General features: G+C 64.0%; 22 protein-coding genes. 12 read left to right on the forward strand and 10 right to left on the reverse strand.

The window, feature by feature from the left end; all coding sequences use genetic code 11:
* Window positions 1-23 precede the first annotated feature (23 nt).
* From NKI21_RS04565 to NKI21_RS04580, 4 genes are all read left to right on the forward strand, one after another.
* Complete coding sequence (locus tag NKI21_RS04565) at window positions 24-887, forward strand: ABC transporter permease (RefSeq protein ID WP_352797710.1); 864 nt, start codon at window positions 24-26, stop codon at window positions 885-887.
* Entirely contained in the window at window positions 887-1,699 is an 813-nt protein-coding gene (locus tag NKI21_RS04570; protein WP_352864676.1) for an ABC transporter permease, read from the forward strand. Before NKI21_RS04565 ends, NKI21_RS04570 begins: the two co-directional genes overlap by 1 nt.
* 10 nt (window positions 1,700-1,709) lie before the next feature.
* On the forward strand, window positions 1,710-2,471 hold the full coding sequence (locus tag NKI21_RS04575; RefSeq protein WP_023811202.1) for an SDR family NAD(P)-dependent oxidoreductase: 762 nt from the start codon (window positions 1,710-1,712) through the stop codon (window positions 2,469-2,471).
* A 303-nt stretch (window positions 2,472-2,774) separates the two neighbouring features.
* Window positions 2,775-3,545 carry a hypothetical protein gene (locus tag NKI21_RS04580; protein ID WP_352864679.1) on the forward strand — a complete coding sequence of 257 codons (771 nt, stop codon included), beginning with the start codon at window positions 2,775-2,777 and terminating at the stop codon, window positions 3,543-3,545.
* 119 nt (window positions 3,546-3,664) lie between these two features.
* Here the strand turns inward: NKI21_RS04580 and NKI21_RS04585 are convergent, their stop codons facing one another.
* The 9 genes from NKI21_RS04585 to NKI21_RS04625 all read right to left on the reverse strand — a co-directional run bounded on the left by NKI21_RS04585 (window position 3,665) and on the right by NKI21_RS04625 (window position 11,653).
* On the reverse strand, window positions 3,665-5,173 hold the full coding sequence (locus tag NKI21_RS04585) for an aldehyde dehydrogenase family protein (protein WP_352864682.1): 1,509 nt from the start codon (window positions 5,171-5,173) through the stop codon (window positions 3,665-3,667).
* 20 nt (window positions 5,174-5,193) lie between these two features.
* The gene (locus NKI21_RS04590) at window positions 5,194-5,538 is read right to left on the reverse strand and encodes a cupin domain-containing protein (protein WP_023811199.1); all 345 of its coding nucleotides are present in this window, start codon (window positions 5,536-5,538) and stop codon (window positions 5,194-5,196) included.
* A 23-nt stretch (window positions 5,539-5,561) separates the two neighbouring features.
* The gene (locus NKI21_RS04595; protein ID WP_352864686.1) at window positions 5,562-5,903 is read right to left on the reverse strand and encodes a cupin domain-containing protein; all 342 of its coding nucleotides are present in this window, start codon (window positions 5,901-5,903) and stop codon (window positions 5,562-5,564) included.
* A gap of 17 nt (window positions 5,904-5,920) precedes the next feature.
* Window positions 5,921-6,271 (reverse strand): cupin domain-containing protein, encoded by a 351-nt coding sequence (locus tag NKI21_RS04600; protein ID WP_352442115.1) that lies wholly within the window; start codon window positions 6,269-6,271, stop codon window positions 5,921-5,923.
* A gap of 232 nt (window positions 6,272-6,503) precedes the next feature.
* A complete protein-coding gene (locus tag NKI21_RS04605) occupies window positions 6,504-7,778 on the reverse strand; it encodes a glycosyltransferase (protein ID WP_352864689.1) in 1,275 nt (424 codons plus the stop codon).
* 12 nt (window positions 7,779-7,790) lie between these two features.
* On the reverse strand, window positions 7,791-8,864 hold the full coding sequence (locus NKI21_RS04610; protein ID WP_352864692.1) for an ABC transporter ATP-binding protein: 1,074 nt from the start codon (window positions 8,862-8,864) through the stop codon (window positions 7,791-7,793).
* The gene (locus NKI21_RS04615; protein WP_352864694.1) at window positions 8,861-9,655 is read right to left on the reverse strand and encodes an ABC transporter permease; all 795 of its coding nucleotides are present in this window, start codon (window positions 9,653-9,655) and stop codon (window positions 8,861-8,863) included. Before NKI21_RS04615 ends, NKI21_RS04610 begins: the two co-directional genes overlap by 4 nt.
* Window positions 9,648-10,490, reverse strand: coding sequence for an ABC transporter permease (locus NKI21_RS04620; RefSeq protein ID WP_352864904.1), 843 nt, complete (start codon window positions 10,488-10,490; stop codon window positions 9,648-9,650). Before NKI21_RS04620 ends, NKI21_RS04615 begins: the two co-directional genes overlap by 8 nt.
* Before the next feature lie 98 nt (window positions 10,491-10,588).
* Entirely contained in the window at window positions 10,589-11,653 is a 1,065-nt protein-coding gene (locus tag NKI21_RS04625) for a polyamine ABC transporter substrate-binding protein (RefSeq protein WP_352864697.1), read from the reverse strand.
* Between the two features lie 239 nt (window positions 11,654-11,892).
* On the opposite strand from NKI21_RS04625, the gene NKI21_RS04630 reads away from it, so the two are divergent.
* The 4 genes from NKI21_RS04630 to NKI21_RS04645 are packed head-to-tail and all read left to right on the forward strand — an operon-like array spanning window position 11,893 to window position 16,814.
* Complete coding sequence (locus NKI21_RS04630) at window positions 11,893-12,831, forward strand: GntR family transcriptional regulator (RefSeq protein WP_352864699.1); 939 nt, start codon at window positions 11,893-11,895, stop codon at window positions 12,829-12,831.
* Between the two features lie 10 nt (window positions 12,832-12,841).
* A complete protein-coding gene (locus NKI21_RS04635; RefSeq protein WP_352864702.1) occupies window positions 12,842-14,125 on the forward strand; it encodes a glycosyltransferase in 1,284 nt (427 codons plus the stop codon).
* Window positions 14,126-14,130: 5 nt separating this feature from the next.
* The gene (locus NKI21_RS04640) at window positions 14,131-15,510 is read left to right on the forward strand and encodes a glutamine synthetase family protein (protein ID WP_352442119.1); all 1,380 of its coding nucleotides are present in this window, start codon (window positions 14,131-14,133) and stop codon (window positions 15,508-15,510) included.
* Between the two features lie 2 nt (window positions 15,511-15,512).
* Window positions 15,513-16,814, forward strand: coding sequence for an NAD(P)/FAD-dependent oxidoreductase (locus NKI21_RS04645; protein ID WP_352750658.1), 1,302 nt, complete (start codon window positions 15,513-15,515; stop codon window positions 16,812-16,814).
* 219 nt (window positions 16,815-17,033) lie between these two features.
* Here NKI21_RS04645 and NKI21_RS04650 read toward each other — a convergent pair whose 3' ends face one another.
* The gene (locus NKI21_RS04650) at window positions 17,034-17,804 is read right to left on the reverse strand and encodes an IclR family transcriptional regulator domain-containing protein (protein WP_352442121.1); all 771 of its coding nucleotides are present in this window, start codon (window positions 17,802-17,804) and stop codon (window positions 17,034-17,036) included.
* Window positions 17,805-17,924: 120 nt separating this feature from the next.
* Between NKI21_RS04650 and NKI21_RS04655 the strand changes: the two genes are divergently transcribed.
* The 4 genes from NKI21_RS04655 (at window position 17,925) to NKI21_RS04670 (ending at window position 21,969) form a co-directional block, all read left to right on the forward strand.
* The gene (locus tag NKI21_RS04655) at window positions 17,925-18,782 is read left to right on the forward strand and encodes a CoA transferase subunit A (protein ID WP_023811186.1); all 858 of its coding nucleotides are present in this window, start codon (window positions 17,925-17,927) and stop codon (window positions 18,780-18,782) included.
* On the forward strand, window positions 18,779-19,576 hold the full coding sequence (locus tag NKI21_RS04660; protein ID WP_352442122.1) for a CoA-transferase subunit beta: 798 nt from the start codon (window positions 18,779-18,781) through the stop codon (window positions 19,574-19,576). The genes NKI21_RS04655 and NKI21_RS04660 overlap by 4 nt, the downstream gene beginning before the upstream one ends.
* A gap of 1 nt (window position 19,577) precedes the next feature.
* Complete coding sequence (gene pcaF / locus NKI21_RS04665; protein ID WP_352442123.1) at window positions 19,578-20,783, forward strand: 3-oxoadipyl-CoA thiolase; 1,206 nt, start codon at window positions 19,578-19,580, stop codon at window positions 20,781-20,783.
* A 154-nt stretch (window positions 20,784-20,937) separates the two neighbouring features.
* Window positions 20,938-21,969 (forward strand): BMP family protein, encoded by a 1,032-nt coding sequence (locus NKI21_RS04670; protein ID WP_023811183.1) that lies wholly within the window; start codon window positions 20,938-20,940, stop codon window positions 21,967-21,969.
* The last annotated feature ends 97 nt before the right edge of the window (window positions 21,970-22,066 follow it).

A 22,066-nucleotide genomic window follows, 5' to 3' on the forward strand; every position in this document is an offset into this window, starting at 1 on the left:
GCCGGCACGGGGCAAATCTCTCCATGCACGGCAGCCGTCTTCGCAGGAATTTTCTGACCGCCATGCTGCTCGGTCCGGCGACCGCGTGGCTGGTGGTGTTTCTGGTGCTGCCATTCATCGCCATCGCGGTGTTCAGCGTCGGTGAGCGGGCGCCGGAAGGCGGCTATCAGGCGGCTTTCACGTTCGCGCAATATGCCAACCTTCCGGCGCGGGCGACCGCCTTCTGGAACACGATGGTGCTGGCGCCGGTGGGAGCGCTCGCCTGCCTGCTCGTCGCATACCCGGTTGCCTACTACCTCGCTCTGCGCGCACCGCAGCGCTGGCGGCTGATCCTGCTGGCGCTGGTCGTCATCCCGTTCTGGACCAGCCTCCTGATGCGGACCTATGCCTGGATGTATGTGCTGGGCGGGCGCGGCATCCCGGCTCTGCTGTCCTATATCGGTTTCGAGGATATCAGGCTGATCAACACGCCGGGCGCGGTGCTGCTCGGCATCGTCTATGGCTACTTGCCGCTGATGATCCTGCCGATCTATGTCAGCCTTGAGCGGCTCGACCGCAGGCTGCTGGAAGCCTCCGCCGATCTCGGCGCGACGCCGCTCTCGACCTTCCTCAGCGTGACCCTGAAACTGTCGCTGCCGGGCGTGATGACCGGCTTCTCGCTGGTCATGATCCTGCTGCTCGGCGAATATCTGATCCCGACGCTGCTTGGCGGCGGCAAGGTGTTCTTCATCGGCAACGCACTGGTCGACCTATTCCTGCAATCGCGCAACTGGCCGTTCGGATCGGCCATCGCGATCACGCTGGTGCTGGTCTCGGTGGTGGTGCTGATTGCCGCCAACCGCATTTCGACCCGGGTTTCGGGCGCTCGCCGGGTGGATTTGATCTGATGCGCACCTTCGTCATTGCCGTCTTCGCTTTCCTCTATCTGCCGATCGCCCTGGTCGTGCTGTTCTCCTTCAATGCCGGCCGCCATGCCAGCGAGTTCACCGGCTTTTCGGTTCAGTGGTACGGTACGGCGCTGGCGAACCCGTTCCTGGTCGAAGCGCTGAAGAACAGCCTGTTCATCGCTACCACTAGCGCCTTGCTGGCGGCGTTCTGCGGCACTGCGGCGGCACTCGGCCTGGCGCGTGTCGGCATCAGAACACGCGCGGTATTCGATGCGCTTCTGGGCGCCGCGATCGTCGTTCCGGGCGTCGTCATCGGCATTTCGACGCTGGTCGCGCTCGTCCAGCTGTTCACGGTCGTCAATCCGTTCCTCGCCTCGATCTGGCCCGACGACCAGCCGCCGCGCCTCGCGCTCGGTTACGGCTCGATCATCGCAGCGCACGGCCTGTTCTCCATGGCGCTGGTGACGATGATCGTCGGCACGCGGCTCGGCAGCCTCGACCGCAATCTGGTCGAGGCGTCGAGCGATCTCTACGCCACGCCGTTGACGACGTTCCGCTCGATCGTGCTGCCGCAGATCATGCCGGCCATCGTTGCCGGCTTCCTGCTCGCCTTCACCTTTTCCTTCGACGATTTCATCATCGCCTTCTTCGTCGCCGGGGCGCAGACGACGCTGCCGGTCTATGTCTTCGCGTCGATCCGGCGCGGCGTGACGCCGGAGATCAATGCCATCGCGACGATCGTGCTCGTCGCCTCCGTGCTGCTCGTGGTGCTTGCCCAATGGCAATTGCGCCAGCGCAAGCCGTCGAACTGAAAGTCGCATCATGATCCTCAAAGACCGCATCGCCGTGGTGACAGGCGCCGGCTCCGGCATCGGGCGCGCCGGCGCCATGATCATGGGCAGGGAAGGCGCGGTGGTCGTCATCGCCGACAGGGATCAGGCCGCTGGCGAAGCAACGGCTTCGGAGATGCGGGCAATGGGCGGGCAGGCCGAGGCGATCGCGACCGATGTCGCGGACGATGGGGCGCTGGAAAAGCTCATTGCCGGCACGATCGAGAGGCACGGGCGCATCGACATCCTGCACAATCACGCCGGCATCCAGGTCGGGGGAACGCTGACCGAGGTCGAGGTCGGCGGCATGGACGCGTCATGGCGGGTCAATGTGCGGGCGCAGTTCCTGGCGGCCAGGATGGTCATGCCGTCGATGATCGCACGAGGCAACGGCGTCATCCTGAACACCGCCTCCAATTCGGGTGTGTTCTACGACCGCGAGATGATCGCCTACGCCACCTCCAAACACGCGGTGGTGGCAATGACGCGGCAGATGTCGCTCGACTATGCCCGGCACAATGTCCGCGTCAACGCGCTCTGTCCGGGCTGGGTCGACACGCCGTTCAACGAACCGTTCATCGCCCAGATGGGCGGACGCCAGGCGATCGAAACCTATGTCCGCACCAAGATTCCGATGGGACGCTGGGCCAGCGCCGATGAGATCGCGGAAGCGATCCTGTTCCTCGTCTCCGACCGCTCATCCTTCATGACCGGCCAGGCGCTGGTGATCGACGGCGGTGAAAGTATCGGCTGAGACTTGTGCTTTCGTCACCAACCTCCTTTATTTCAGCGCCTTTCCAATACACTGCTCTACGACCTTCCTGGTGCCGCTGGTCGGCTGATAGGACTATGGTCCGGCCGGCATGGGACTTCAGTGCCATGGCCGATCAAGAGCGTTGATTTGTGTTTAATATCAAATGGTTATGGTGCCGGCGGGTTGTCAGATCGCGTATTGAGACAACATTTGTCTAAAGTTTACTCTGTACAATTAGTAATTCCTCATACGACGGTCGCCTAGCGGTTGGGCGAAGGGCGGCGATTCCCCGAGGAGATTACCATGACAAACCGAAAAACTCTGTTCGCGGCGCTTGCCGCATTGGCGCTTCTGGCATCTCCGGCGATAGCCGGCGGCAACGGCCACGGCGGCGGCAATGGCGGTGGCAATGCCGGCGGCAACGGCAACGGCGGGGGAAATGCCGGCGGTAACGGCGGCAATAGCAATGGCAAGAGCGGCGCTTCGCACGGCAAGTCTTCCTCGGCTCGGGGGCAGGTGGCAAAGGCCAAAACGGATGACACCACGGTCGACAAGACCACAAAGGTCTCGTCGGTTCCCAAGGAGAAGAACATCCACGCCAAGCTCGGCCGGCTGAACTCGCTTCAGCGCAACATCAACGCCTATATGAACTCGAAGAGCAAGAAGTTCGCCGCCATCCAGGCTTTCGTGACGCAGTCCGCGAAAGCCAAGGTCGCCGAGGCCGCCGCTGAGGCGGCCCAGGAGAAGCTGGATGCGCTGAATTCTCAGTTGACCGCGCTGACGTCGCTGACGCCCGAGCAGATTGCCGCCATGACGCCCGAGGATCAGGCGGCCTTGCCTGGGAAGATAACGGATCTGCAGGCCGAAATCACTGCCCAGGAGGCAGAGGTCACCGCCGCCAATGAGGCGGCTGCCGCGGCAGAGGTCGGCACCGATGATGCATCGCTCGACGCGGCGCTGACGGACATGGCCAACAAGCCGGTCGACGCTGCGGTCACGTCCTGGGCTCAGGGCGTCCTTGCCGACAAGATCGACCAGACGGCCGCCGCGATGGAAGCAGAAACGACGCCGTAACGACTTGCCGTCGAAACGGCAGTAGCCAATCGATGAAAGATGCCGCCGGGCCCCGCCCGGCGGCATTGCTTTTTCCCGGCCATGGACTGGCTATCCGGAGCTGGCGAGGTTCGAAACACTCAGACGTGCTTTCGGCCGCCGGTCTCGCGGAACCAGCTGTCGGGATAGGGATACCACCATTCCTGGATTGTCGGCTTGTGGTCGATGATCACCATTTTGGAGCGGCGGAAGGCGTCGAGCCCCTGGCGTCCGAGCTCGCGGCCGAGGCCCGAGGCCTTCCAGCCGCCGAAGGGCAGGGCATCATTGTCGATCAGCGGGTTGTTGACCCAGACCATTCCGGCTTCCAGCCGTTCAGCCGCCTCGTGGGCTTCGGCCAGATCGGTGGTGAAGACAGAGGCGCCGAGCCCGAACGGGCTGTCATTGGCAAGCCGGATCGCCTCGTCGAAATCCCTGACCCGGCAGATGGCGGCGACCGGTCCAAAGCATTCCTCGCGCACGATTGCCATGTCCGGGGTGACGCCGGTCAGGATCGTCGGCTCGTAGAACCAGCCGGTGTTGTGTGCCGGCGGGATGCGCCCGCCGGTGACTGCGACGGCGCCATGGGCGATGGCGTCGTCGACGAGACGCATGACTTTGGTTCGCGCGCTTTCGCTGACCAGCGGACCGATCTCGGTCTTGTCCATGCCGTTGCCGATGCGCAGCGCCCGTGTCCTTTCGGCGAACAGCTCGACGAAGCGATCATGCACGGCATCGACGACGAAGAAGCGCTCGGCCGAGGTGCAGACCTGGCCGGTAAGGTGGAAGGCGGCGGTGACGCTGCCGGCCGCCGCGATCTCCAGTGGCGCGTATTGGCTGACGATCAGCGGATCGCTGCCGCCGGCCTCGATGACGCACGGTTTCATGCGCTCGGCGCAGGCCACCGCCACCGCCTTGCCGGCCGCGACCGAGCCGGTGAAGGCGACGGCATGGGTGCGGTCGGAGGCGATCAGCGCCTGTGCCGTGGCAGCGCCGCCGGGCAGGCAGGAGACCAGCCCCTCCGGCAGCGAGCGGAACACGGTCATGTAGTCCAGCGTCGACAGCGTCGTCGCCTCGGCCGGCTTGATGATGCAGGCATTGCCGGCGGCGAGCGAGGCGGCGACCGTCCAGCACATCAGCAGGATCGGGAAGTTGTAGGGCATGATGTGGACGGATACGCCATAGGGCTCGTAGCGCGCATACTGGAACGAACCGGCCTGTGTCGTGCCGGCGATCTTGCCGGCATCGTCGCGCGCCATCTCGGCGTAGTAGCGGAAGATCGGCGCGCAGTTGGCGATCTCGCCGATCGCTTCGGGGTAGGGCTTGCCCATCTCGCGCACCATCAGTTCGGCGCAGCGGGTGAAGTCCGCCGCCTCGATGGCGTTGGCGACGGCATGCAGGTGCTTGGCGCGGCTCTTGGCGTCGAGCTTCTTCCAGGCAGCCTGCGCCCTGGTCGCGGCGGTGAGCACGGCATCGATCTCGCTATCGCTGGCTGCAGCGATGGCGCCGACGGTTTCCAGCGTCGCCGGATCGATCACCGGCTTTGCCGTGCCTGCCATCGGCCGGTAGTCCGGGTTGACGAAGAAAGCCGGCCGGTCAGGGGAGAAATCCATGGACATCCTCTCGGATCCGCTCAGCGGATCATGTAGACCTTCTTGATGGTCTCATGGACGGTGCAGACGCCCTTCCAGTCCTGCGGGAAGAAGGCGGCCGTGTCCGGCTCGATCTCGATCACCTCGCCGGATTCGTGCACATAGGTGCAGCGCCCTTCGAGGAAGTGGCAGAACTCGTCGCGGGTGACATGGCAATGCCATTTGCCTGGTGTGCAGACCCAAAGCCCGCATTCGGAGCGGCCTTCCGGCCCCTTGTACAGCAGCTTGCCCGAGGTGTGGGATTGCCCCTCGATCATGGTCGGTATGACGCCCCAGTCGACGAGGTCGGTAATGGTGAGCGGGGAATTCATGATGGGTGTGGTCATATCGATTTCCTTGAAAAGAGTGCTCAGCGGCACATGAAGGCCTTGGTCAGCGTTTGCGTGATGATGGAGATGCCGGTCCAGCCGGCGGGAAAGAACACAAGCGTGCCGGCCTCGACCGGGATCTCTTCGCCGTCGTCATGGATATAGCTGCCACGGCCTGAGAGGAAATGGCAGAACTCGTCGGCGCCAAACGTGACCTTGCGCGTGTCCGGCGTACACGACCACAGGCCGCATTCGCTCGATCCGTCCGGGTTCTGGGACAGGATCCTGCCCGAGGCGCGCGGCGAACCGGAGAGCGTGTTGCTGCCCGCGCCCCAGTCCTCCAGTTCCACGCTCGAGGCCTTCGGCCAGTGCGGTGTCGGCATGTCGTCAAGCTCCGTGGTCAGGCCAGCATGTAGACGTTGCGCATGGTCTCATGCACGGTGCATTCGCCTGTCCAGCCAGCCGGGAACATGACCACAGTCCCGGCGGAGATTTCTATCAGCTCACCGACATCTGACCGGTAGGTCGCGCGGCCGGTGACGAAATGGCACAATTCGTCGCGCGGGATATTGAGGCGCCAGCGCCCCGGCGTGCACACCCAAATGCCGGATTCCGGCTGGTTGTTCGGGCCCTTGTGCACGAGCCTGCCGGTCGAGTGCGAAGTGCCTGACAATGCGTCGGGTTGGGCGCCCCAGTCGACGAGATCGGTTCGGGTGGAGGCGTGGTGGAGGTGTGGTGCGGAGGAGGTCATGCGGAGGCTTCTGCGCGATGGTTGCTATTCATATGCTGCGCCAGGGCACCCCCCTCTGGCCTGCCGGCCATCTCCCCCGCAGGGGTGGAGATCGGATGTCGTCTCGACTTTCGCCAATCACCGGGATTGCAGAGTGAGACCCTGTGGCGAAGCTGCCAATCTCCCCCCTTGCGGGGGAGATGGCCGGCAGGCCAGAGGGGGGTGCTCAGGCTCGGCGTATCAACGACTTCAATCACAGCAGCGCCTCCAACAAACCCGCCGCCTTTTCCGGCCCATTCTGCCCCTGCATCTGTGCCGATGTCTTGGCCAGCTTTGCCTTCATCTTCGGGTCGGTCAGACAGGCCTCGATCATGGCAACCAGCTCGGCATCGGTCCAGTCGTAGCGCGGCATGCCGAAGCCGTGGCCGGTCTCCTCGACGCGGGTGGCGTTATCGTGACCGTCCCAGACATAGGGCATGATGATCGCCGACTTGCCGAAATAGAGGCACTCTGTGAACGAGTTGTTGCCGCCGTGGTGAATAACAGCGTCGACCTGCGGGATGACCGAAGGCTGCGGGAACCAGCTCTCGACGATGACATTGCCGGGCACGTCCGTGTACTGGTCTTTGTAGCCGCCGACATTGACCAGCGCCCGGTAGCGCGTCATGCCCAGCGTCGCGATTATGCGCTTCAGCAGCTCGACATCGCCGGCGCCGAGGCTACCGAAGGAGACATAGAGCAGCGGCCCGTCATTGTTTTTGGCGAAGGTCGGCACCGTGTAGGGTTTCTCCTGTCGAACGCAGCCTTCGAGATACTGGAATTTTGCCGGGTCGAGCGGATGGCGGCGCTTGAACTTGGCCGCTTCGGGGTAAAGCAGCAGGTTCAAATAGGGCGAAGCCTCGAAGAACTGGCCGATCGGATAGGGTGCCTCGTCGTTGGCAGCGAGGAAGGCGTTGAAGTCGTCATGGATCGGCTTGATCACCGCGTTGAAATGATCGCGGTAGCGCTGGTGACCGGCATGGTCGTTCTCGCCGCAGCCGGAGAGATGCGGCGGGATGTCTTCGTCCTCGATCTCGTTTTCCGAGCAGGAGATGACACGCACCCACGGCTTGCCGTACTGCTTGATAGCCGGGAACAGGATGACGTTGTCGACGCAGATCACATCCGGCTTGATGGCTGAGAGAACGTGCGGCAGATCCTTCTGCGCCCATTTGGCGCTGTCGACGATCGCCGTCCAGCAATCCTTGACGTAATTGTCGACCTGGTCGTAGGGCGATTTGCGGAAGTTGGGGATGTGGCCGTTGATGAAATCCTCCCAGAATTTGGCCATCTGCTCTGGCGGCATCGGCTCGGACAGGTTCACCGGATGGGCCTCGAAGCCGTAGCCCTTGTAGACGTCGACGAAGCCGGGATCTGACAGGAACACCGCTTTGTGGCCGCGTGCCTCGACCGCCTGGGCGATGCCGACGGAATTGAGCGCCGGGCCATAAGCTGCTTCTGGAAAAAACGCGATCGTCTTCTGCGCCATCAGGCCTCTCCTTTATTCTGCGAAAACTCTGACATCGGCGGCGTCCCAGCCGAGTTCGACCTGATCGCCCGATGCGACCGGCCGGCGGTCTGCGGCATCAGCGGTGACGCGCACCAGGAACGGCTTTGGCGACAGGCCCGTGCGGACATGCAACTGCAGGTCGAGCCCCTGATAGGCCAGCGCCTCGACCGTGCCGGTGGTGCGGTTGGCGGTCTGAGCTTCTGGGAACAGCCGGATGCGCTCCGGCCGCACCGAAGCGACAGCGGATGCGCCGGGCGAGAGCGTTGCTGGAACCTTGCCGGATATTGGCGCGCCATTCGCGGCGACAACCCCATCGGTGGCGGCCTTGCCCGGCACAAAATTCATCACGCCGATGAAGTCGGCGACGAAACGGTCGGCCGGATGCTCATAGATCGCGTGCGGCGTGTCGCATTGCAGCAGCTTGCCGTCCTTGAGCACCGCCATGCGGTCGGCCATCACAAGCGATTCTTCCTGGTCGTGGGTGACGATGACGAAGGTGATGCCGACCTCATGCTGCAGGCGCTTCAATTCCAGCTGCATGGCGCCGCGCAGTTTCTTGTCGAGCGCGCCAAGCGGCTCGTCGAGCAGCAGCAGGCGCGGCCGCTTGACCAGCGCGCGGGCGAGCGCGACGCGCTGCTTCTGGCCGCCCGACAGCTGCTCCGGCTTGCGGTCGGCGAAGGGGACCAGCTCGGTTGTCGCCAGGATGGCGTCGACGCGGGAGCGGATTTCAGCCGCCGGCAAACGCTCCATCTCCAGGCCGTAGGAGACATTGGCGCGGACGCTCATATGAGGAAAAAGCGCATAGGATTGGAACATCAGATTGACTGGCCGCTTGTTGGGCGGGGTTTTGGCAATGTCGCGGCCGTCGAGCAGGATGCGCCCGTCATTGGGCGTCTCGAAGCCGGCCAGCATGCGCAGCAGCGTGGTCTTGCCGCAGCCCGATGGGCCGAGCAGCGCGAAGAACTCATTCTCGCGGATGTCGAGCGAGATGCCATCGACGGCGGTTACCCGGCCGAAATTTTTCGACACATGATCGATGGCCAGCAGCGTGCGGGGTTCGCTCATTGGCCTATGATCCCACGGTTGAGCCGCTGCGACAGCGTCAGTGCGGTGATCGAGACCGCCATGACGATGGTCGCCAGCGCATTGATCTCCGGCGTGATGCCAAAGCGTATCATGGCGTAGATCTGCATCGGCAGCGTCGTCGAAGCGCGGCCGGCGCCGGCGGTGAAGAAGGCGATGATGAACTCGTCGACCGAGAGCGTGAAGGCGAGCAGCGCGCCTGCGATCACCGCCGGCGCGATGACCGGCAATGTCACCCGCCTGAAGGTGGTGAGCGCGGAGGCGCCGAGATCGGCGGAGGCCTCGACGATCGACCAGTCGAAGCTCTTCAGCCGCGCACGCACCACCGAGCAGACGAAGGCGAGGTTGAAGACGACATGGGCGAGGATGATGGTGTGCAGGCCCATGGTCAGGTTGAGCATGGAGAAGAACGAGAGCAGCGCGATCGCCAGCACGATGTCGGGAATGATCATCGGCGCGAAGATCAGCGCTTCGAGGCCTTTGCCATATTGGCGGCGCATCTCGACGCCGATCGCCAGCAATGTGCCGAGCAGCGTGGCGATTGCCGTCGAGACCAGCGCCACGATCAGTGTGTTGAGGGCGGCGGAGAGGATCGCGGAATTGCCGGCGAGAGAGGCATACCATTTCAGCGAAAAGCCAGACCATGCCGTCGGCAGCCCACCTTCGTTGAAGGAGAGCGCCACCAGAACGGCGATCGGGATGTAGAGGAAGGCGAAGACGAGGCTGAGCACGAGCCATAGCGTGCGCCGCGTCGCGGGGGAGCGCTCAGACATCGGTGTCTCCGCCGGCTTGCGCGGTGTGGCCCGAGGCGCGATTGGCGGCCAGCGCTTGCGCCATCAGTACCAGAAGCATGATGGCGATCAGCGCCATGGCGAGTGCCGCCCCGAACGGCCAGTCATTGGCGGTGAGGAACTGGTCGTAAACGAGGTTGCCGATCATCTGGAAGCGGCCGCCGCCGAGCAGCGCCGGCGTGACGAAATTGCCGATCGACAGCACGAAGACGAAGACGGCGCCGGCGGCAATGCCCGGCACGGTGAGCGGCAGGATGACACGGCGGAATGTGGTGACGGCGGAGGCGCCGAGGTCACGCGAGGCCTCTGCGAGTTCCGGGTTGAGGCGCGACAGTGGCGCGTAGCAGGCGAGGATGACGAAGGGCAAATAGTTGTAGACAAGACCCGCGATAACCGCGCCTTCCGTATAGAGCATCGATGGCGGTTCGCCGGTGTAGCCGAACCAGCGCAAGAGCTGCGTGATCAGGCCTTCGCGGTTGAGCAGCACGATCCAGGCATAGGTGCGGATCAGATAATTGGACCAGAACGGCAGCACGGCGAAGAACAGGAACACCGGCTGCAGCCGGCGCGGGGCCGCCGATATCGCATAGGCGGCGGCATAGCCGATCACCACCGCGATCAGGGTCGCGGTGCCGGCAATGCGCGCCGAATTGAGGAAGATGCCGGCATAGAGCGGGTCGAAGACCAGCCCGAAATTCTCCAGCGTGAAGGTGTATTCGATGCCGCCATAGATGCCGCGCCGGAAGAAGGCGAGCGCCAGCACCAGCGCGCACGGCACCACCATCAACGCAGTCAGCCAGACCAGCGCCGGGGCCATCAGCAGGGAGGAGCGAAGTCGGGTCTGGGACAATTTTCGGATACCGCTCAGGGCCGGCAGCAGAAGCGCCGCCGGCCGTGGTCTCAGGTGGACGCCGCTTATTGTGCGGCCTTGATCTCGCTGACGATCTTCGAATAGTCGCGCTGGGCATCACCGACATCGCGCAGCTGTTCGAACTTGACGAGGTCGGCCACCGGCATCGCCATGTTGGGGAATTTTGCCAGGAAGTCGGCCGGCAGGCTTTCCATCGCCGGCTTGTTCGGCACCTTGTAGTCGATGTTCTGCGCCGCCCAGGCGTGGTTCTTGGCGTCGAGCATGAAGTTGATGAACTGGAAGGCGGCATCCTTGTTGGCGGAGGCCTTCATCACCACCATCGTGTCGACCCACAGGTCCGAGCCTTCCTTGGGGATGACGTATTTGATCTCGGGCTTTTCGGCGATGCCGTAATTGCACCAGCCGTCCCATGCCTGCACCATCAGCGCCTCGCCCGACACCAGCTTGGAATAGAAGGTGGTGTCGTCATAGGCGAGCAGGGTTTTCTTGGCCGAGATCAAGAGGTCCTTGACCTCGGCCATCTTGGCCGGGTCGGTTTCGTTGACCGAATAACCCTTGTCGAGCTGCCCGGCGGCCAGCAGCCAGCGGTCGGTCGCCAGCATGGTGGTCTTGCCCTTCAACTCGTCGGAAGGGGCGAGCAGGTCGCTCCAGCTGGTCGGCACGACCTTGACCAGGTCCGAGCGATAGCAGAGGCCAGTGGTGCCCCAGGTGTAGGGGACCGAGAATGCGTTGCCGACATCGTGCGGCAGCTTGGTTGCCTCGGGATAGAGATTGGCGAGGTTCGGGATCTTGGCGTGGTCGATCGGCTCGGTCAGGCCAAGCTTGTTCAGCACCTCGGCGAAGGGCGAGGAGACGAAGACCACGTCATAACCCTTGCCGCCGGCGGCGATCAGCTTGCCCATGATTTCTTCATTGGTGGCGTGCACCACCACTTCGCCCGAAACGCCGGTCGCGGTCTTGAAGGCGGCCATGGCGTCTGATGCCATGTAGCCGTCCCAGTTGGAAATGACGAGGTCGGCGGCCATCGCCGGCGCGGACAGCGCCAAGGCCAGGCCAAGTGCGATCGAAGATGTTTTCAGCGCACGGCGCCGCAGGCTGGTAGCGGTCATGACAGACTCCCATTCCGGTTGATCGTCGAAACTCATTCGCCGGACCAACGCTTGCGACCCGTGCCGCTGCCTCGATCCTGTTCCCTCGGTCTTTTTCTCGCCGATTGTCCTGACAGTACTATTGCAGAAAAAAGTACGTCAATCCATAATTTGTCAAGCGACCGAGGAATCTGGCCGATTGCGTCCGCGCTGGCGATCGGTCAATCAATACGGTCATGTCGTTTTCCACGAGACCAGTCATGCAAGCCGCAGCCCGACGACCTCGCACCAACCATCTCGACCTGGCGCAGCGCATCCTGGATGTGGCGCGGCAGCGTGGTTTCGAACCCGGCGCACGCTTGCCGGAGCAGCAGATCGCCTCGCTGTGCAATGTTTCTCGCACGCCGGTGCGGGCGGCGCTCGGCCTGCTCGCGGAGCGGGGCGTCGTACGCTGGGAGGCGGATTCAGGGTATCATTTGGCGATCGACCTCACCGCGCAGGCTTCGGTCGCCACGGAATTGCCCGCTGCCGAAGAGGACGAGCTGGCCGAGGCGATCCTGCGCGACCGGTCGGCGCGGCGGCTGGACCAGACAGTGACCGTCGCGGGGCTGATGCGGCGGTACAGTGCCGAGCGCAAGACGGTACTAAAAGCGCTGAACAAACTGACCGAAGAGAATTTGCTGGACCGTGCGCCTGGCCAGTCCTGGCTGTTTCGGCGTACCCCCGACGATCCGGAGGCGCAAGGCGACAGCTATGAGTTCCGCCTGCTGCTGGAGCCCGCGGCCATCCTGACGCCGGGCTTCCGGCTGGACGGCGTGCGGGCCGCGGCCTTGCGCCAGGGCATGGAAGCGCTGGTGGCGCTGCCGGACGCCGCCTTCGACACACGCGAGTTCCAGCGGCTGGACATCGATTTTCATGGCATGCTCGCCGAAGGCTGCGCCAACCGCTTCGTTGCCGACGCGCTGGCCGATCACCTCAGGCTGCGCCGATTGCCCGGCATCTATGCCGGCGTCAACGTCTTCCGATTGCGGCAATCGCTGCGCGAACACCTTGTTATACTCGACCATCTTGAAAGCCTGCAGTATGAGGTGGCTGCCGATTTGCTTCGCATCCACCTGCGGCTCTCCCGCAACCAGCGACCGCAAGCGGCCAGTCGCGGGGCGCCCGCCCTGTTCGGCATGATCAGCCGGCCGGATTGACGAGGATTAATTGACGCGTAAAGCCAGCCCGACCATCGCGCTGTTCCCCGAAGCCAGTTTCGGCGCGGCGTTGAATTGCGTCGGCATCGCGCAGGCATTGCGCGCCAAGGGAGCCCGGCCTGTCTTCATCTGCCATGCCGGCTTCTCCGGCGTCTTTGCCGACTATGGTTTCCAGGAATACCAGCTGCCGACCGATGAGCCGCTGAGCGACAGCGAACGGCAGAGCTACTGGCAGGCCTTCGTGCGCCGGCACCTGCCGCATTTCAGGCTGAGCCCGATCGACCAACTGGAAACTTATGTCGCGCCGACCTGGCAAGCGATCGTCGACACAGCCGTCAACGCGGAGGCGCCGCTGCGCCAATTGCTGGCGCGGCTGAAGCCGGACGCGGTGGTGCTCGACAATGTCATCATGTTCCCGGCGATCGCCGCCGCCGGCTGCCCCTGGGTGCGCGTCGTCTCCTGCGCCGAGACCGAGCTTCCGGATGCCAATGTGCCACCCTATCTGTCGGGACTTGGCGCCGACGACCCGCAACGCGCGGCGTTCGAGGCCCGCTATCTCACGGCCTCGGCACCGGCGCATGACCGCTTCAACCGCTTTCGGATGGATGCCGGCCTGGCGCCGCTGCCGAAGGGCCTGTTCCTGGAGACGTCGCCCGACCTCAATTTGCTGCTGACGCCTTCGATCGTGCGCCGCGAGCGCGCCGAGCCGCTCGACCCGGCCCGCTTCGTCTATCTCGAAGGCTGTGTGCGTTCGGAAGGGCCGTTCGAGGTGCCGGTTTTTCCGCGCAATGGCGGGCCGCTGGTCTATGTCAGCTTCGGCAGCCTCGGCGCCATGGATGTCGGGCTGATCGAGCGCATGCTGGCGGTGTTCGACAGGCTGCCGGCCCGCTTCATCGTCAATGCCGGCGGCCTGCGCGACGCCTATCGCGCGGTGCCCGACAATGTCTATCTCGACGCCTGGTTTCCGCAGCCCTCGGTCGTGGCGAAGTCGGATCTGTTCATTCATCATGGCGGCAACAACAGCTTTTGCGAGGCGCTGCGCTTCGGCGTGCCGTCGCTGATCATGCCCTATTGCTGGGATGGGCACGACAATGCGCGGCGCGCCGGAGAGACCGGTGTCGGAGACCATATCGGCCGTGACGCCTGGACCGAAGGAGTGTTGGAGAGAGCCATTCTCGGCCTGCTGGCCGACGATGCCATGCGCACCCGCCTCAAGGACAATGCAGCCCAAATGGCGCTGAAACCTGGAACGGATGCGGCCGCGCAAACCATACTCTCTCTGATACGGACGTGAACGAAATGCCTGACAACAACACGAACATCTCGCTCTCCAGCGGTACCGATGCCAAAGCCTGGCTGGTCCGGCACGGCATCAACGAAGTCGAGTGCCTGGTGCCCGACATGAATGGCGTCCTGCGCGGCAAAGCGCTGCCTACGGCCAAATTCCTCCAGGCGCTTGAAGACCGCGCGCTCTATCTGCCGAGCAGCGCTTTCCTGGTCAGCATCGACGGCCGCTACTCCGGCTCGATCGACGAGGGTTTTGCCTATTCGGATCCGGACATGCGCATGGTGCCTGATGTATCGACGCTCTGCCTGGCGCCGGGTGCCGCTCCCGGCAAGGCCTATGTCTTTGCCGATGCCTTCCATATGGACGACCGGCCTTGGATGGCCTCGCCGCGCCATGTGCTGCGCGCCGTGCTCGATCTCTACGCCAAGCGTGGCTGGCGGGCGGTGGTGGCGCCCGAGCTGGAATTCTATCTCACCGCGCCCAATCCCGATCCGGACCGTCCGCTGACCGCGCCAGTCGGTGGCAACGGCCGAGCCGAGACAGTGCAGCATCCCTATGACATGGCCGCGCTCGAGGAGTTCGAGCCGGTGATCCGCCGCATCTATGACTACGCTGCGGCGGCCGGACTGCCGCTCGACACGCTGATCCACGAATCAGGTACGGCGCAGCTTGAGATCAACTTCCTGCATGGCGATGCGCTGCCGCTGGCCGACAAGGTGCTGCTGTTCAAGCGGCTGACGCGACAGGCCGCGCAGCAAAGCGGCATGCACGCCACCTTCATGGCCAAGCCGATCGCCGCACAGGCCGGCAGCTCGATGCATCTGCACATGTCGGTCATCGACGAGGCCGGCAGGACGTTGTTTGCCGGCAGCGACGATGCCGACACCGCAATGTTCGGCCATTTCATCGGCGGCCTGCAGAAATATGTCCCGGAAATCATGCCGCTGTTTGCGTCCAACGTGAACTCTTTCCGCCGCATCAGGCCGAACCACAGCGCGCCGGCCAACATCGAGTGGTCGCATGACAACCGTTCCTGCGGCCTGCGCGTGCCGGCCGGCGGCCGCTCCGCGCGGCGGGTCGAGAACCGGCTGCCGGGCGCGGATTCCAATCCTTACCTGGCGATAGCCGGCTCGCTGCTTGCCGGCTATCTCGGCGTCGAACAGAGACTGGCGCGGTCGGCCGAAGCGTCGGGCAATGCCTACAAGATCAAGAGCACGCTGCCGAAAACCATGGAGGAGGCGCTCGATCGTTTCGAGGCTTGCGGCCCGGTGCGTGAACTGCTGGGCGAGGATTTCTTCCAGACCTATCTGCGCGTCAAGAGCGTCGAGCTCGACCTTTTCCAGGGCGTGGTGACCAGCTGGGAACGCGACCACCTTCTGCTGAAGGTGTGACTATGGCTTGCAGTTCAACGGGCTTCAATTCGGGCCTCGATATCGCCAAATCCTATTATGTCGCCACCGCCAATCCAGCGCCGGACCATCCGGCGCTCGCCGGCGATGTCGATGCCGACCTGGTGGTGGTCGGCGGCGGGTGCACAGGGTTGTCCGCCGCCCTTCACGCCGCCGAGCGTGGGTTGAAGGTGGTGCTGCTCGAAGGCGGCAAGATCGGCTGGGGGGCGTCGGGGCGCAATGGCGGCCAAATGATCCCCGGCCTGCGCAAGGGCGCCAAGGGACTGGTCAAACTCTACGGGCCGGAGCGGGCAAAGGTGCTGTTCGATCTTGCCTTCGAGGCGCGCGGGCTGGTGCTCGATATTATCGAGCGGCATGCCATCGACTGCGATCTCAGGCTGACCGGCCATCTGGTCGGCGCGGTCAACGGCTCCGACCTTAGGGATCTCGAGGAAGAGGCCGAGTGCCTGGCCACGGTGATGAAGTTCCCGCATGCGGAAATCCTATCGGCGGCTAAAGCCCGAGCCAAGGTCGATACACCCTACCATGGCGCGATGTACGAGCCGCTCGGCGGCCACATGCACCCGCTCAACTACACGCTCGGCCTCGCCCGCGCCGCGGTTGCTGCGGGCGTCACCATCCATGAGAATTCGGTCGCCGTGCGGCTGGAGCGCGAGCCTTCGGTCCGGGTCTCGACATCAAAGGGTTCGGTGCGTGCCAGACATGTCGTGCTGGCGGGTGACGCTCTGCTCAACGGGCTGGAGCCGCGCGTCAACAGCCGCATCATGCCGGTCGGCAACTACATCGTCGCCACCGAGCCGCTGGAGGGCAAGCGCAATGTCATCCCGGCCAATGTCGCGGTGTCCGACACGCGCTTCGTCGTCAACTACTACCGCATGTCTGCGGATGGCCGCCTGCTGTTCGGCGGCGGCGAACGCTACACGCCGTCACCGCCGGCCGATATCGCCGGCTTCGTGCGGCCGCATATGGAAAAGACCTTTCCGCAGCTCAAGGGCTGCCGCATCGATCATGCCTGGGGCGGGCTTGTGTCGGTGACGACATCGCGGCTGCCGCACGTCGGGCACTATGGCGAGGTCTATTTCGCGCATGGCTATTCCGGCAAGGGCGTCATCCTGTCGACGCTGTCCGGTAAGCTGCTGGCCGAAGCGATCATGGGCGACGCCTCGCGGCTAGATTTGTTCTCGACACTGACGCCGATGCCGTTTCCGGGTGGGACGGCACTGCGTGGGCCGCTCTATGTGCTCGGCATGCTGTGGTACGCGATGCGGGATCGGATCAAGCATTGAAGTCGCGTTGCTGCAACGGCACAAAATAGTACCCGTAGCGATCCTTCACACCCCCCTCTGTCCTGCCGGACATCTCCCCCGCAAGGGGGGAGATTGGCAGGTTCAGCGCTGCGCTCGCCCTACAACGGTGTAGATTTGGCGAAAGCCGAGATAACAGCTGATCTCCCTCCTTGCGGGGGAGATGGCCGGCAGGCCAGAGGGGGGTGCTGTCCCGCCGACTTAGATCACGAAAAAATCCTCGATGCGCTGCCTGGCCTCCAGCAGCACGGGCAGGATCTCCCGCTCCATCTCCGCGACAGAAAAACGCGCGGATTGCGTCGAGACGTTGATGGCCGCGACCGTGCGCTCTGCCCGGTCGCGGATCGGCACGGCGATCGAGCGCAGGCCGAGTTCCAGTTCCTCATCGACGATGGCAAAGCCGTCCGCTTTCGCCTTGCCGATGGCGCCGGCCAGCAGCCTGACGTCGATGATCGTCTTCGGCGTCCGTCTCTCGATGGTCGCCTGGTCGAGGAATGCGTCCAATTCCTGAGGCGTCAGGCCCGCGAGCAAGATGCGCCCCATCGAGGTGCAATAGGCAGGCAGCCTGGTGCCGACATCGAGTGACACGCTGAGAATGCGGCGGCCGGGAATGCGGGCGACATAGACGACATCCTCACCCGACAGGATGGCTGCCGAGCAGGCCTCGTTCAGCTGTGCGGCGACCGCGCGCATGATGGGGGCGGCGAAGGCCCATAGCGAGGCGCCGCCGAGCCAGGTGCGGGCAACCGTCAGCAGGCGCGGCGACAGCGAGAACACGCGGCCGGCCTGTGTTGCATAGCCGGTGGCGGTGAGTGTCAGCAGGAAGCGGCGGGCGCCGGCGCGGGTCAGGCCCGCTTCCTCGGCCATTTCAGTCAACGTCATGCCCGAGGGATGGCGGGCCAGGATCTCCATGACGGCAAGGCCGCGTTCAAGCGAGCCGACATGATCACGGGAAACAGCCTCTTCGTCCATCTTGTCTCCGCAGAACGACATCGGCGTCAGGATTGACTCCACGCCTCTGCTCAGCATAGAAAGTATCGCATATAAAACATATGTTCGCAATACGAACTTTCTCAGCCTGGAGCCGATGCGATGGTCAAGTTCCTGCCGCTCAAACAGGCCGTGGCCGAGAATTTGAAAGATGGTGACACGGCTGCCTTCGAGGGCTTCACCCATCTGATCCCGACGGCGGCGGCGCATGAGGCGATCCGCCAGGGTTTTCGCGACCTGACCTTGATCCGCATGACGCCGGACCTCATCTACGACCAGATGATCGGCATGGGCATGGCGAAGAAGATCGTCTTCTCCTATGTCGGCAATCCCGGCGTCGGCCTGCTGCGCCGCGCCCGCGATGCCATCGAGAACGGTTTCCCGCGCTCACTTGAAATCGAGGAGCACAGCCATGCCGGCATGGCCAACGCCTATGAAGCGGGTGCTGCCGGCCTGCCCTGCGCGGTGTTTCGCGGCTATCGCGGTGCTGGCCTCGCGGCGGTCAACCCGAACATCAAGTCTGTCACCTGTCCGTTCACCGGCGAGGTGCTGGCCGCTGTTCCTTCGATCCGGCCTGACGTCACCTTCATCCATGCGCAGAAGGCCGACAAGAAAGGCAATGTGCTGGTCGAAGGCATCATCGGCATCCAGAAGGAAGCGGTGCTGGCGGCCAAACGCGCGGTGGTGACGGTCGAGGAAGTGGTCGACAATTTCGACGATCTGCACCCCAACCTGACCGTGCTGCCGCGCTGGACGATTGCCGCGATATCGGTCGTGCCCGGAGGCTCGCATCCGTCCTACGCGCATGGCTATTATGCGCGCGACAATGCCGCCTATCTCGAATGGGACGAAATCGCCGCCGACCGCGAGAAATTCCAGGCGTGGATGCGGGCCAACGTCATCGAGAAGAGTGCCGGCGATTTCGAGGCCCGGGTCGAGCATCTGAGGAAAGCGGCATGAGCGACAATCAGGGCTTCACCCCCAACGAGATGATGACGATCGCCGCCAGCCGCGCGCTGCGCAATGACGATGTCTGTTTCGTCGGCATCGGCGCGCCATCCGCCGCTTGCAATGTGGCGCGGCTGACGCATGCGCCCGACATCACCTTGATTTACGAGAGCGGCACGATCGGCACCGCGCCCGACGTGCTGCCACTGTCAATCGGCGATGGCGAATTGTGCGAAACCGCCGTCACCACCGTCGCGGTGCCGGAGATGTTCCGCTACTGGCTGCAGGGTGGGCGCATCTCGATCGGCTTCCTCGGTGCGGCGCAGCTCGACAAGTTTGGCAACATCAACACCACGGTCATCGGCGATTATTTTCACCCAAAGACCAGGCTGCCCGGCGGCGGCGGCGCGCCAGAGATCGCGACGTCGTCGAAGGAGATCTACATCACCATGGCGCAGACCAAGCGCGGCATGGTCGAGAAGATCGATTTCTTCACCTCCTTCGGCCATGGCGAGGGCGGCGATCATCGAAAGCGTCTGGGCATCGACACCGCCGGCCCGACCTTGCTGATCACTGATCTCGCCATCTGGAAGCCGGATCCGGTGAGCAAGGAATTCACCGTCGTGTCGCTGCATCCAGGCGTCACCCGCCAGCAGGTGCAGGAGAGCTGTGGCTGGGTGGTTAAGTTCGGCGAGGCGCTTGACGAAACGCCGGCGCCAAGCGAACTCGAACTCAAGACATTGCGCGACCTGCAGGCCCGCACCAAGGCGGCGCATGAGGGAACCGGAAAAGCAAAGGCTGCATGACATGGCCGAGGCCTACATCTGTGACTACATCCGCACGCCGATCGGCCGCTTCGGCGGCTCGCTGTCTTCCGTGCGTGCCGACGATCTCGGCGCGATACCGCTGAGGGCATTGGTCGAGCGCAATCCCGGCATCGACTGGCAGGCTGTCGACGATGTCGTCTATGGCTGTGCCAACCAGGCCGGCGAGGACAACCGCAACGTGGCGCGCATGGCGCTGCTGCTGGCAGGCTTGCCGAAGGAGATTACGGGCTCCACCGTCAACCGCCTGTGCGGCTCCGGCATGGATGCGCTGACCATCGCAGCCAGGGCCGTCAAGGCAGGCGAGGCGGAACTGATGATCGCGGGTGGCGTCGAATCGATGAGCCGGGCACCCTTCGTCATGCCCAAGGCCGACACGGCGTTTTCGCGCAATGCCGAGATTTACGACACCACCATCGGCTGGCGCTTCGTCAACCCACTGATGAAGAAGCAGTATGGCGTCGATTCGATGCCGGAGACCGGCGAGAATGTCGCGGAAGAGTTCGCCATCTCCCGCGCGGACCAGGATGCCTTTGCCGTGCGCAGCCAGGACAAGGCGGTCGCCGCGCAAGCCAATGGCCGGCTGGCCAAGGAGATCACGCCAGTGACGATCCCGCAGCGCAAGGGCGATGCGGTTGTCGTCTCGAAGGATGAACATCCCCGTGCTGGCACGACGGTCGATGCGCTGGCCAGGCTGCCGACACCGTTCCGCCAGGGCGGCACGGTGACGGCCGGCAATGCCTCCGGCGTCAATGACGGGGCGGCGGCCCTGATCGTTGCCTCCGAGGCAGCCGTGAAAAAGTATGGCCTGACGCCGATCGCCCGCATCCTCGGCGGCGCTGCCGCCGGTATTGCGCCGCGCATCATGGGCATCGGCCCGGTGCCGGCGACGCAAAAACTCTGCGCGCGGCTTGGCCTGACACCAAAACAGTTCGATGTCATCGAGCTCAACGAAGCCTTTGCCTCGCAAGGCATCGCCGTGCTGCGCCAGCTCGGCATTGCCGAGGATGCACCGCACGTCAACCCGAATGGCGGCGCCATCGCGCTCGGCCATCCCCTGGGCATGTCGGGTGCCCGCATCTCCGGCACGGCGGCGCTGGAGCTTCGTGAGCGCGGCGGCCGCTATGCGCTTGCCACGATGTGCATCGGTGTCGGCCAGGGCATCGCGATCGCGCTGGAACGGGTTTGATCGGCGGCCCTTGCTTGGCCGGCTAAGATCAAGAATCCGGTGCGCGGTTCAAATTTGACCACGTGGACAAAAGTCTGGCGTCGTTCCATACTTCCCCGTCTGACATTTTCACGAACAGCCGGCTCGACACGGCTGTCGAACAGAGGGGAATGCAATGGAAAACCGGAACAATAAATCGCAGATAAAACGCGAAGGGCTTTCGCGACGCAATGTACTGGAGCTGGGCGCGCTTAGTTTGGCGGCAACGATGCTGCCGGGCGCCGCCTTCGCGGCGGACAAGAAGCTGAAGGTGGCGGCGATCTTCGCCACGCCGATCGAGGAGCCATGGGACAACCAGATCCATGTCGCCCTGCAGAAGGCCGAGAAGGAACTCGGCATCGAATACAAATGGTCGGAGAAGGTGCAGACCGCCGATTTCAGCCGCGTCATGCGCGAATATGCGCAAGGCGGCTACCAACTGGTGCTGGGCGACGCCTTCGCCGCCGAGCGCGAATCGCGCCGCACCGCCAAGCAGTTCCCGAAGACCGCCTGGCTGTTCGGCTCCGGCGCCGGCCCGGCGGAACCCAATTTCGGGGTGTTCGACAACTGGATCCACGAGCCCGCCTATCTCTCGGGCATGATCGCTGGCAAGATGTCGAAGTCGGGTACGATCGGCGCCGTCGCGGCGATGGGCATTCCGGAGGTGAACCGGCTGGTCAACGCCTTCTTCGCCGGCGCCAGGGAGGTCAATCCCAACATCAAGAAGAAGGTCGCCTTCATCGGCTCGTTCTTCGATCCGCCCAAGGCCAAGGAAGCGGCGGTCGCGCAGATCGACGCCGGCGTCGACGTCATCTACGCCGAGCGCTTCGGTGTCATCGAAGCCGCGGTGGACAAGAAGATCCTCGCCATCTCCAACATGTCCGACCAGTCGAGTCTCGGCCCCGACACGGTCATCACCGGTCCGGTCTGGGACATGTATCCGACGGTCGAGCAGGCGATCAAACTGGTCAGGGCCGGCGTCTTCACCGCGCAGGACTATGGCGATTTCTCGCGCATGGCCAAGGGCGGCTCGCATTTGGCGCCCTACCACAAGTTCGACAAGACGCTGCCGGCGGACGTCAAGGAGCTGGTCGAAAAGAAGAAGGCGGAGATTCTGGAAGGCAATTTCCGGGTGGATGTGGACGAGAATACGCCGGTTTCGGATTGATTTCTTTACCCTCCCCCTTGTGGGGAGGGTCGATCCGCGAAGCGGAGCGGGGTGGGGGTCCTCGTAGGGCGCATCCCCACCCCGTCTCGCAATCTCC

Origin of the sequence: Mesorhizobium sp. M0715, from assembly GCF_040320355.1 — a bacterium.
Taxonomy (GTDB): domain Bacteria; phylum Pseudomonadota; class Alphaproteobacteria; order Rhizobiales; family Rhizobiaceae; genus Mesorhizobium.

What these genes read in the sequence shown, in the direction of transcription:
- NKI21_RS04620 (WP_352864904.1), bottom strand. Translation starts at nt 10,490, where the DNA reads ATGGCCCCGGCGCTGGTCTGGCTGACTGCGTTGATGGTGGTGCCGTGC.
- NKI21_RS04600 (WP_352442115.1), bottom strand. Translation starts at nt 6,271, where the DNA reads ATGACCTCCTCCGCACCACACCTCCACCACGCCTCCACCCGAACCGAT.
- NKI21_RS04645 (WP_352750658.1), top strand. Translation starts at nt 15,513, where the DNA reads ATGGCTTGCAGTTCAACGGGCTTCAATTCGGGCCTCGATATCGCCAAA.
- NKI21_RS04630 (WP_352864699.1), top strand. Translation starts at nt 11,893, where the DNA reads ATGCAAGCCGCAGCCCGACGACCTCGCACCAACCATCTCGACCTGGCG.
- NKI21_RS04610 (WP_352864692.1), bottom strand. Translation starts at nt 8,864, where the DNA reads ATGAGCGAACCCCGCACGCTGCTGGCCATCGATCATGTGTCGAAAAAT.
- NKI21_RS04660 (WP_352442122.1), top strand. Translation starts at nt 18,779, where the DNA reads ATGAGCGACAATCAGGGCTTCACCCCCAACGAGATGATGACGATCGCC.
- NKI21_RS04565 (WP_352797710.1), top strand. Translation starts at nt 24, where the DNA reads ATGCACGGCAGCCGTCTTCGCAGGAATTTTCTGACCGCCATGCTGCTC.
- NKI21_RS04595 (WP_352864686.1), bottom strand. Translation starts at nt 5,903, where the DNA reads ATGCCGACACCGCACTGGCCGAAGGCCTCGAGCGTGGAACTGGAGGAC.
- NKI21_RS04585 (WP_352864682.1), bottom strand. Translation starts at nt 5,173, where the DNA reads ATGGATTTCTCCCCTGACCGGCCGGCTTTCTTCGTCAACCCGGACTAC.
- NKI21_RS04590 (WP_023811199.1), bottom strand. Translation starts at nt 5,538, where the DNA reads ATGACCACACCCATCATGAATTCCCCGCTCACCATTACCGACCTCGTC.
- NKI21_RS04670 (WP_023811183.1), top strand. Translation starts at nt 20,938, where the DNA reads ATGGAAAACCGGAACAATAAATCGCAGATAAAACGCGAAGGGCTTTCG.
- NKI21_RS04615 (WP_352864694.1), bottom strand. Translation starts at nt 9,655, where the DNA reads ATGTCTGAGCGCTCCCCCGCGACGCGGCGCACGCTATGGCTCGTGCTC.
- NKI21_RS04575 (WP_023811202.1), top strand. Translation starts at nt 1,710, where the DNA reads ATGATCCTCAAAGACCGCATCGCCGTGGTGACAGGCGCCGGCTCCGGC.
- NKI21_RS04605 (WP_352864689.1), bottom strand. Translation starts at nt 7,778, where the DNA reads ATGGCGCAGAAGACGATCGCGTTTTTTCCAGAAGCAGCTTATGGCCCG.
- NKI21_RS04570 (WP_352864676.1), top strand. Translation starts at nt 887, where the DNA reads ATGCGCACCTTCGTCATTGCCGTCTTCGCTTTCCTCTATCTGCCGATC.
- NKI21_RS04640 (WP_352442119.1), top strand. Translation starts at nt 14,131, where the DNA reads ATGCCTGACAACAACACGAACATCTCGCTCTCCAGCGGTACCGATGCC.
- pcaF (WP_352442123.1), top strand. Translation starts at nt 19,578, where the DNA reads ATGGCCGAGGCCTACATCTGTGACTACATCCGCACGCCGATCGGCCGC.
- NKI21_RS04650 (WP_352442121.1), bottom strand. Translation starts at nt 17,804, where the DNA reads ATGGACGAAGAGGCTGTTTCCCGTGATCATGTCGGCTCGCTTGAACGC.
- NKI21_RS04625 (WP_352864697.1), bottom strand. Translation starts at nt 11,653, where the DNA reads ATGACCGCTACCAGCCTGCGGCGCCGTGCGCTGAAAACATCTTCGATC.
- NKI21_RS04655 (WP_023811186.1), top strand. Translation starts at nt 17,925, where the DNA reads ATGGTCAAGTTCCTGCCGCTCAAACAGGCCGTGGCCGAGAATTTGAAA.
- NKI21_RS04580 (WP_352864679.1), top strand. Translation starts at nt 2,775, where the DNA reads ATGACAAACCGAAAAACTCTGTTCGCGGCGCTTGCCGCATTGGCGCTT.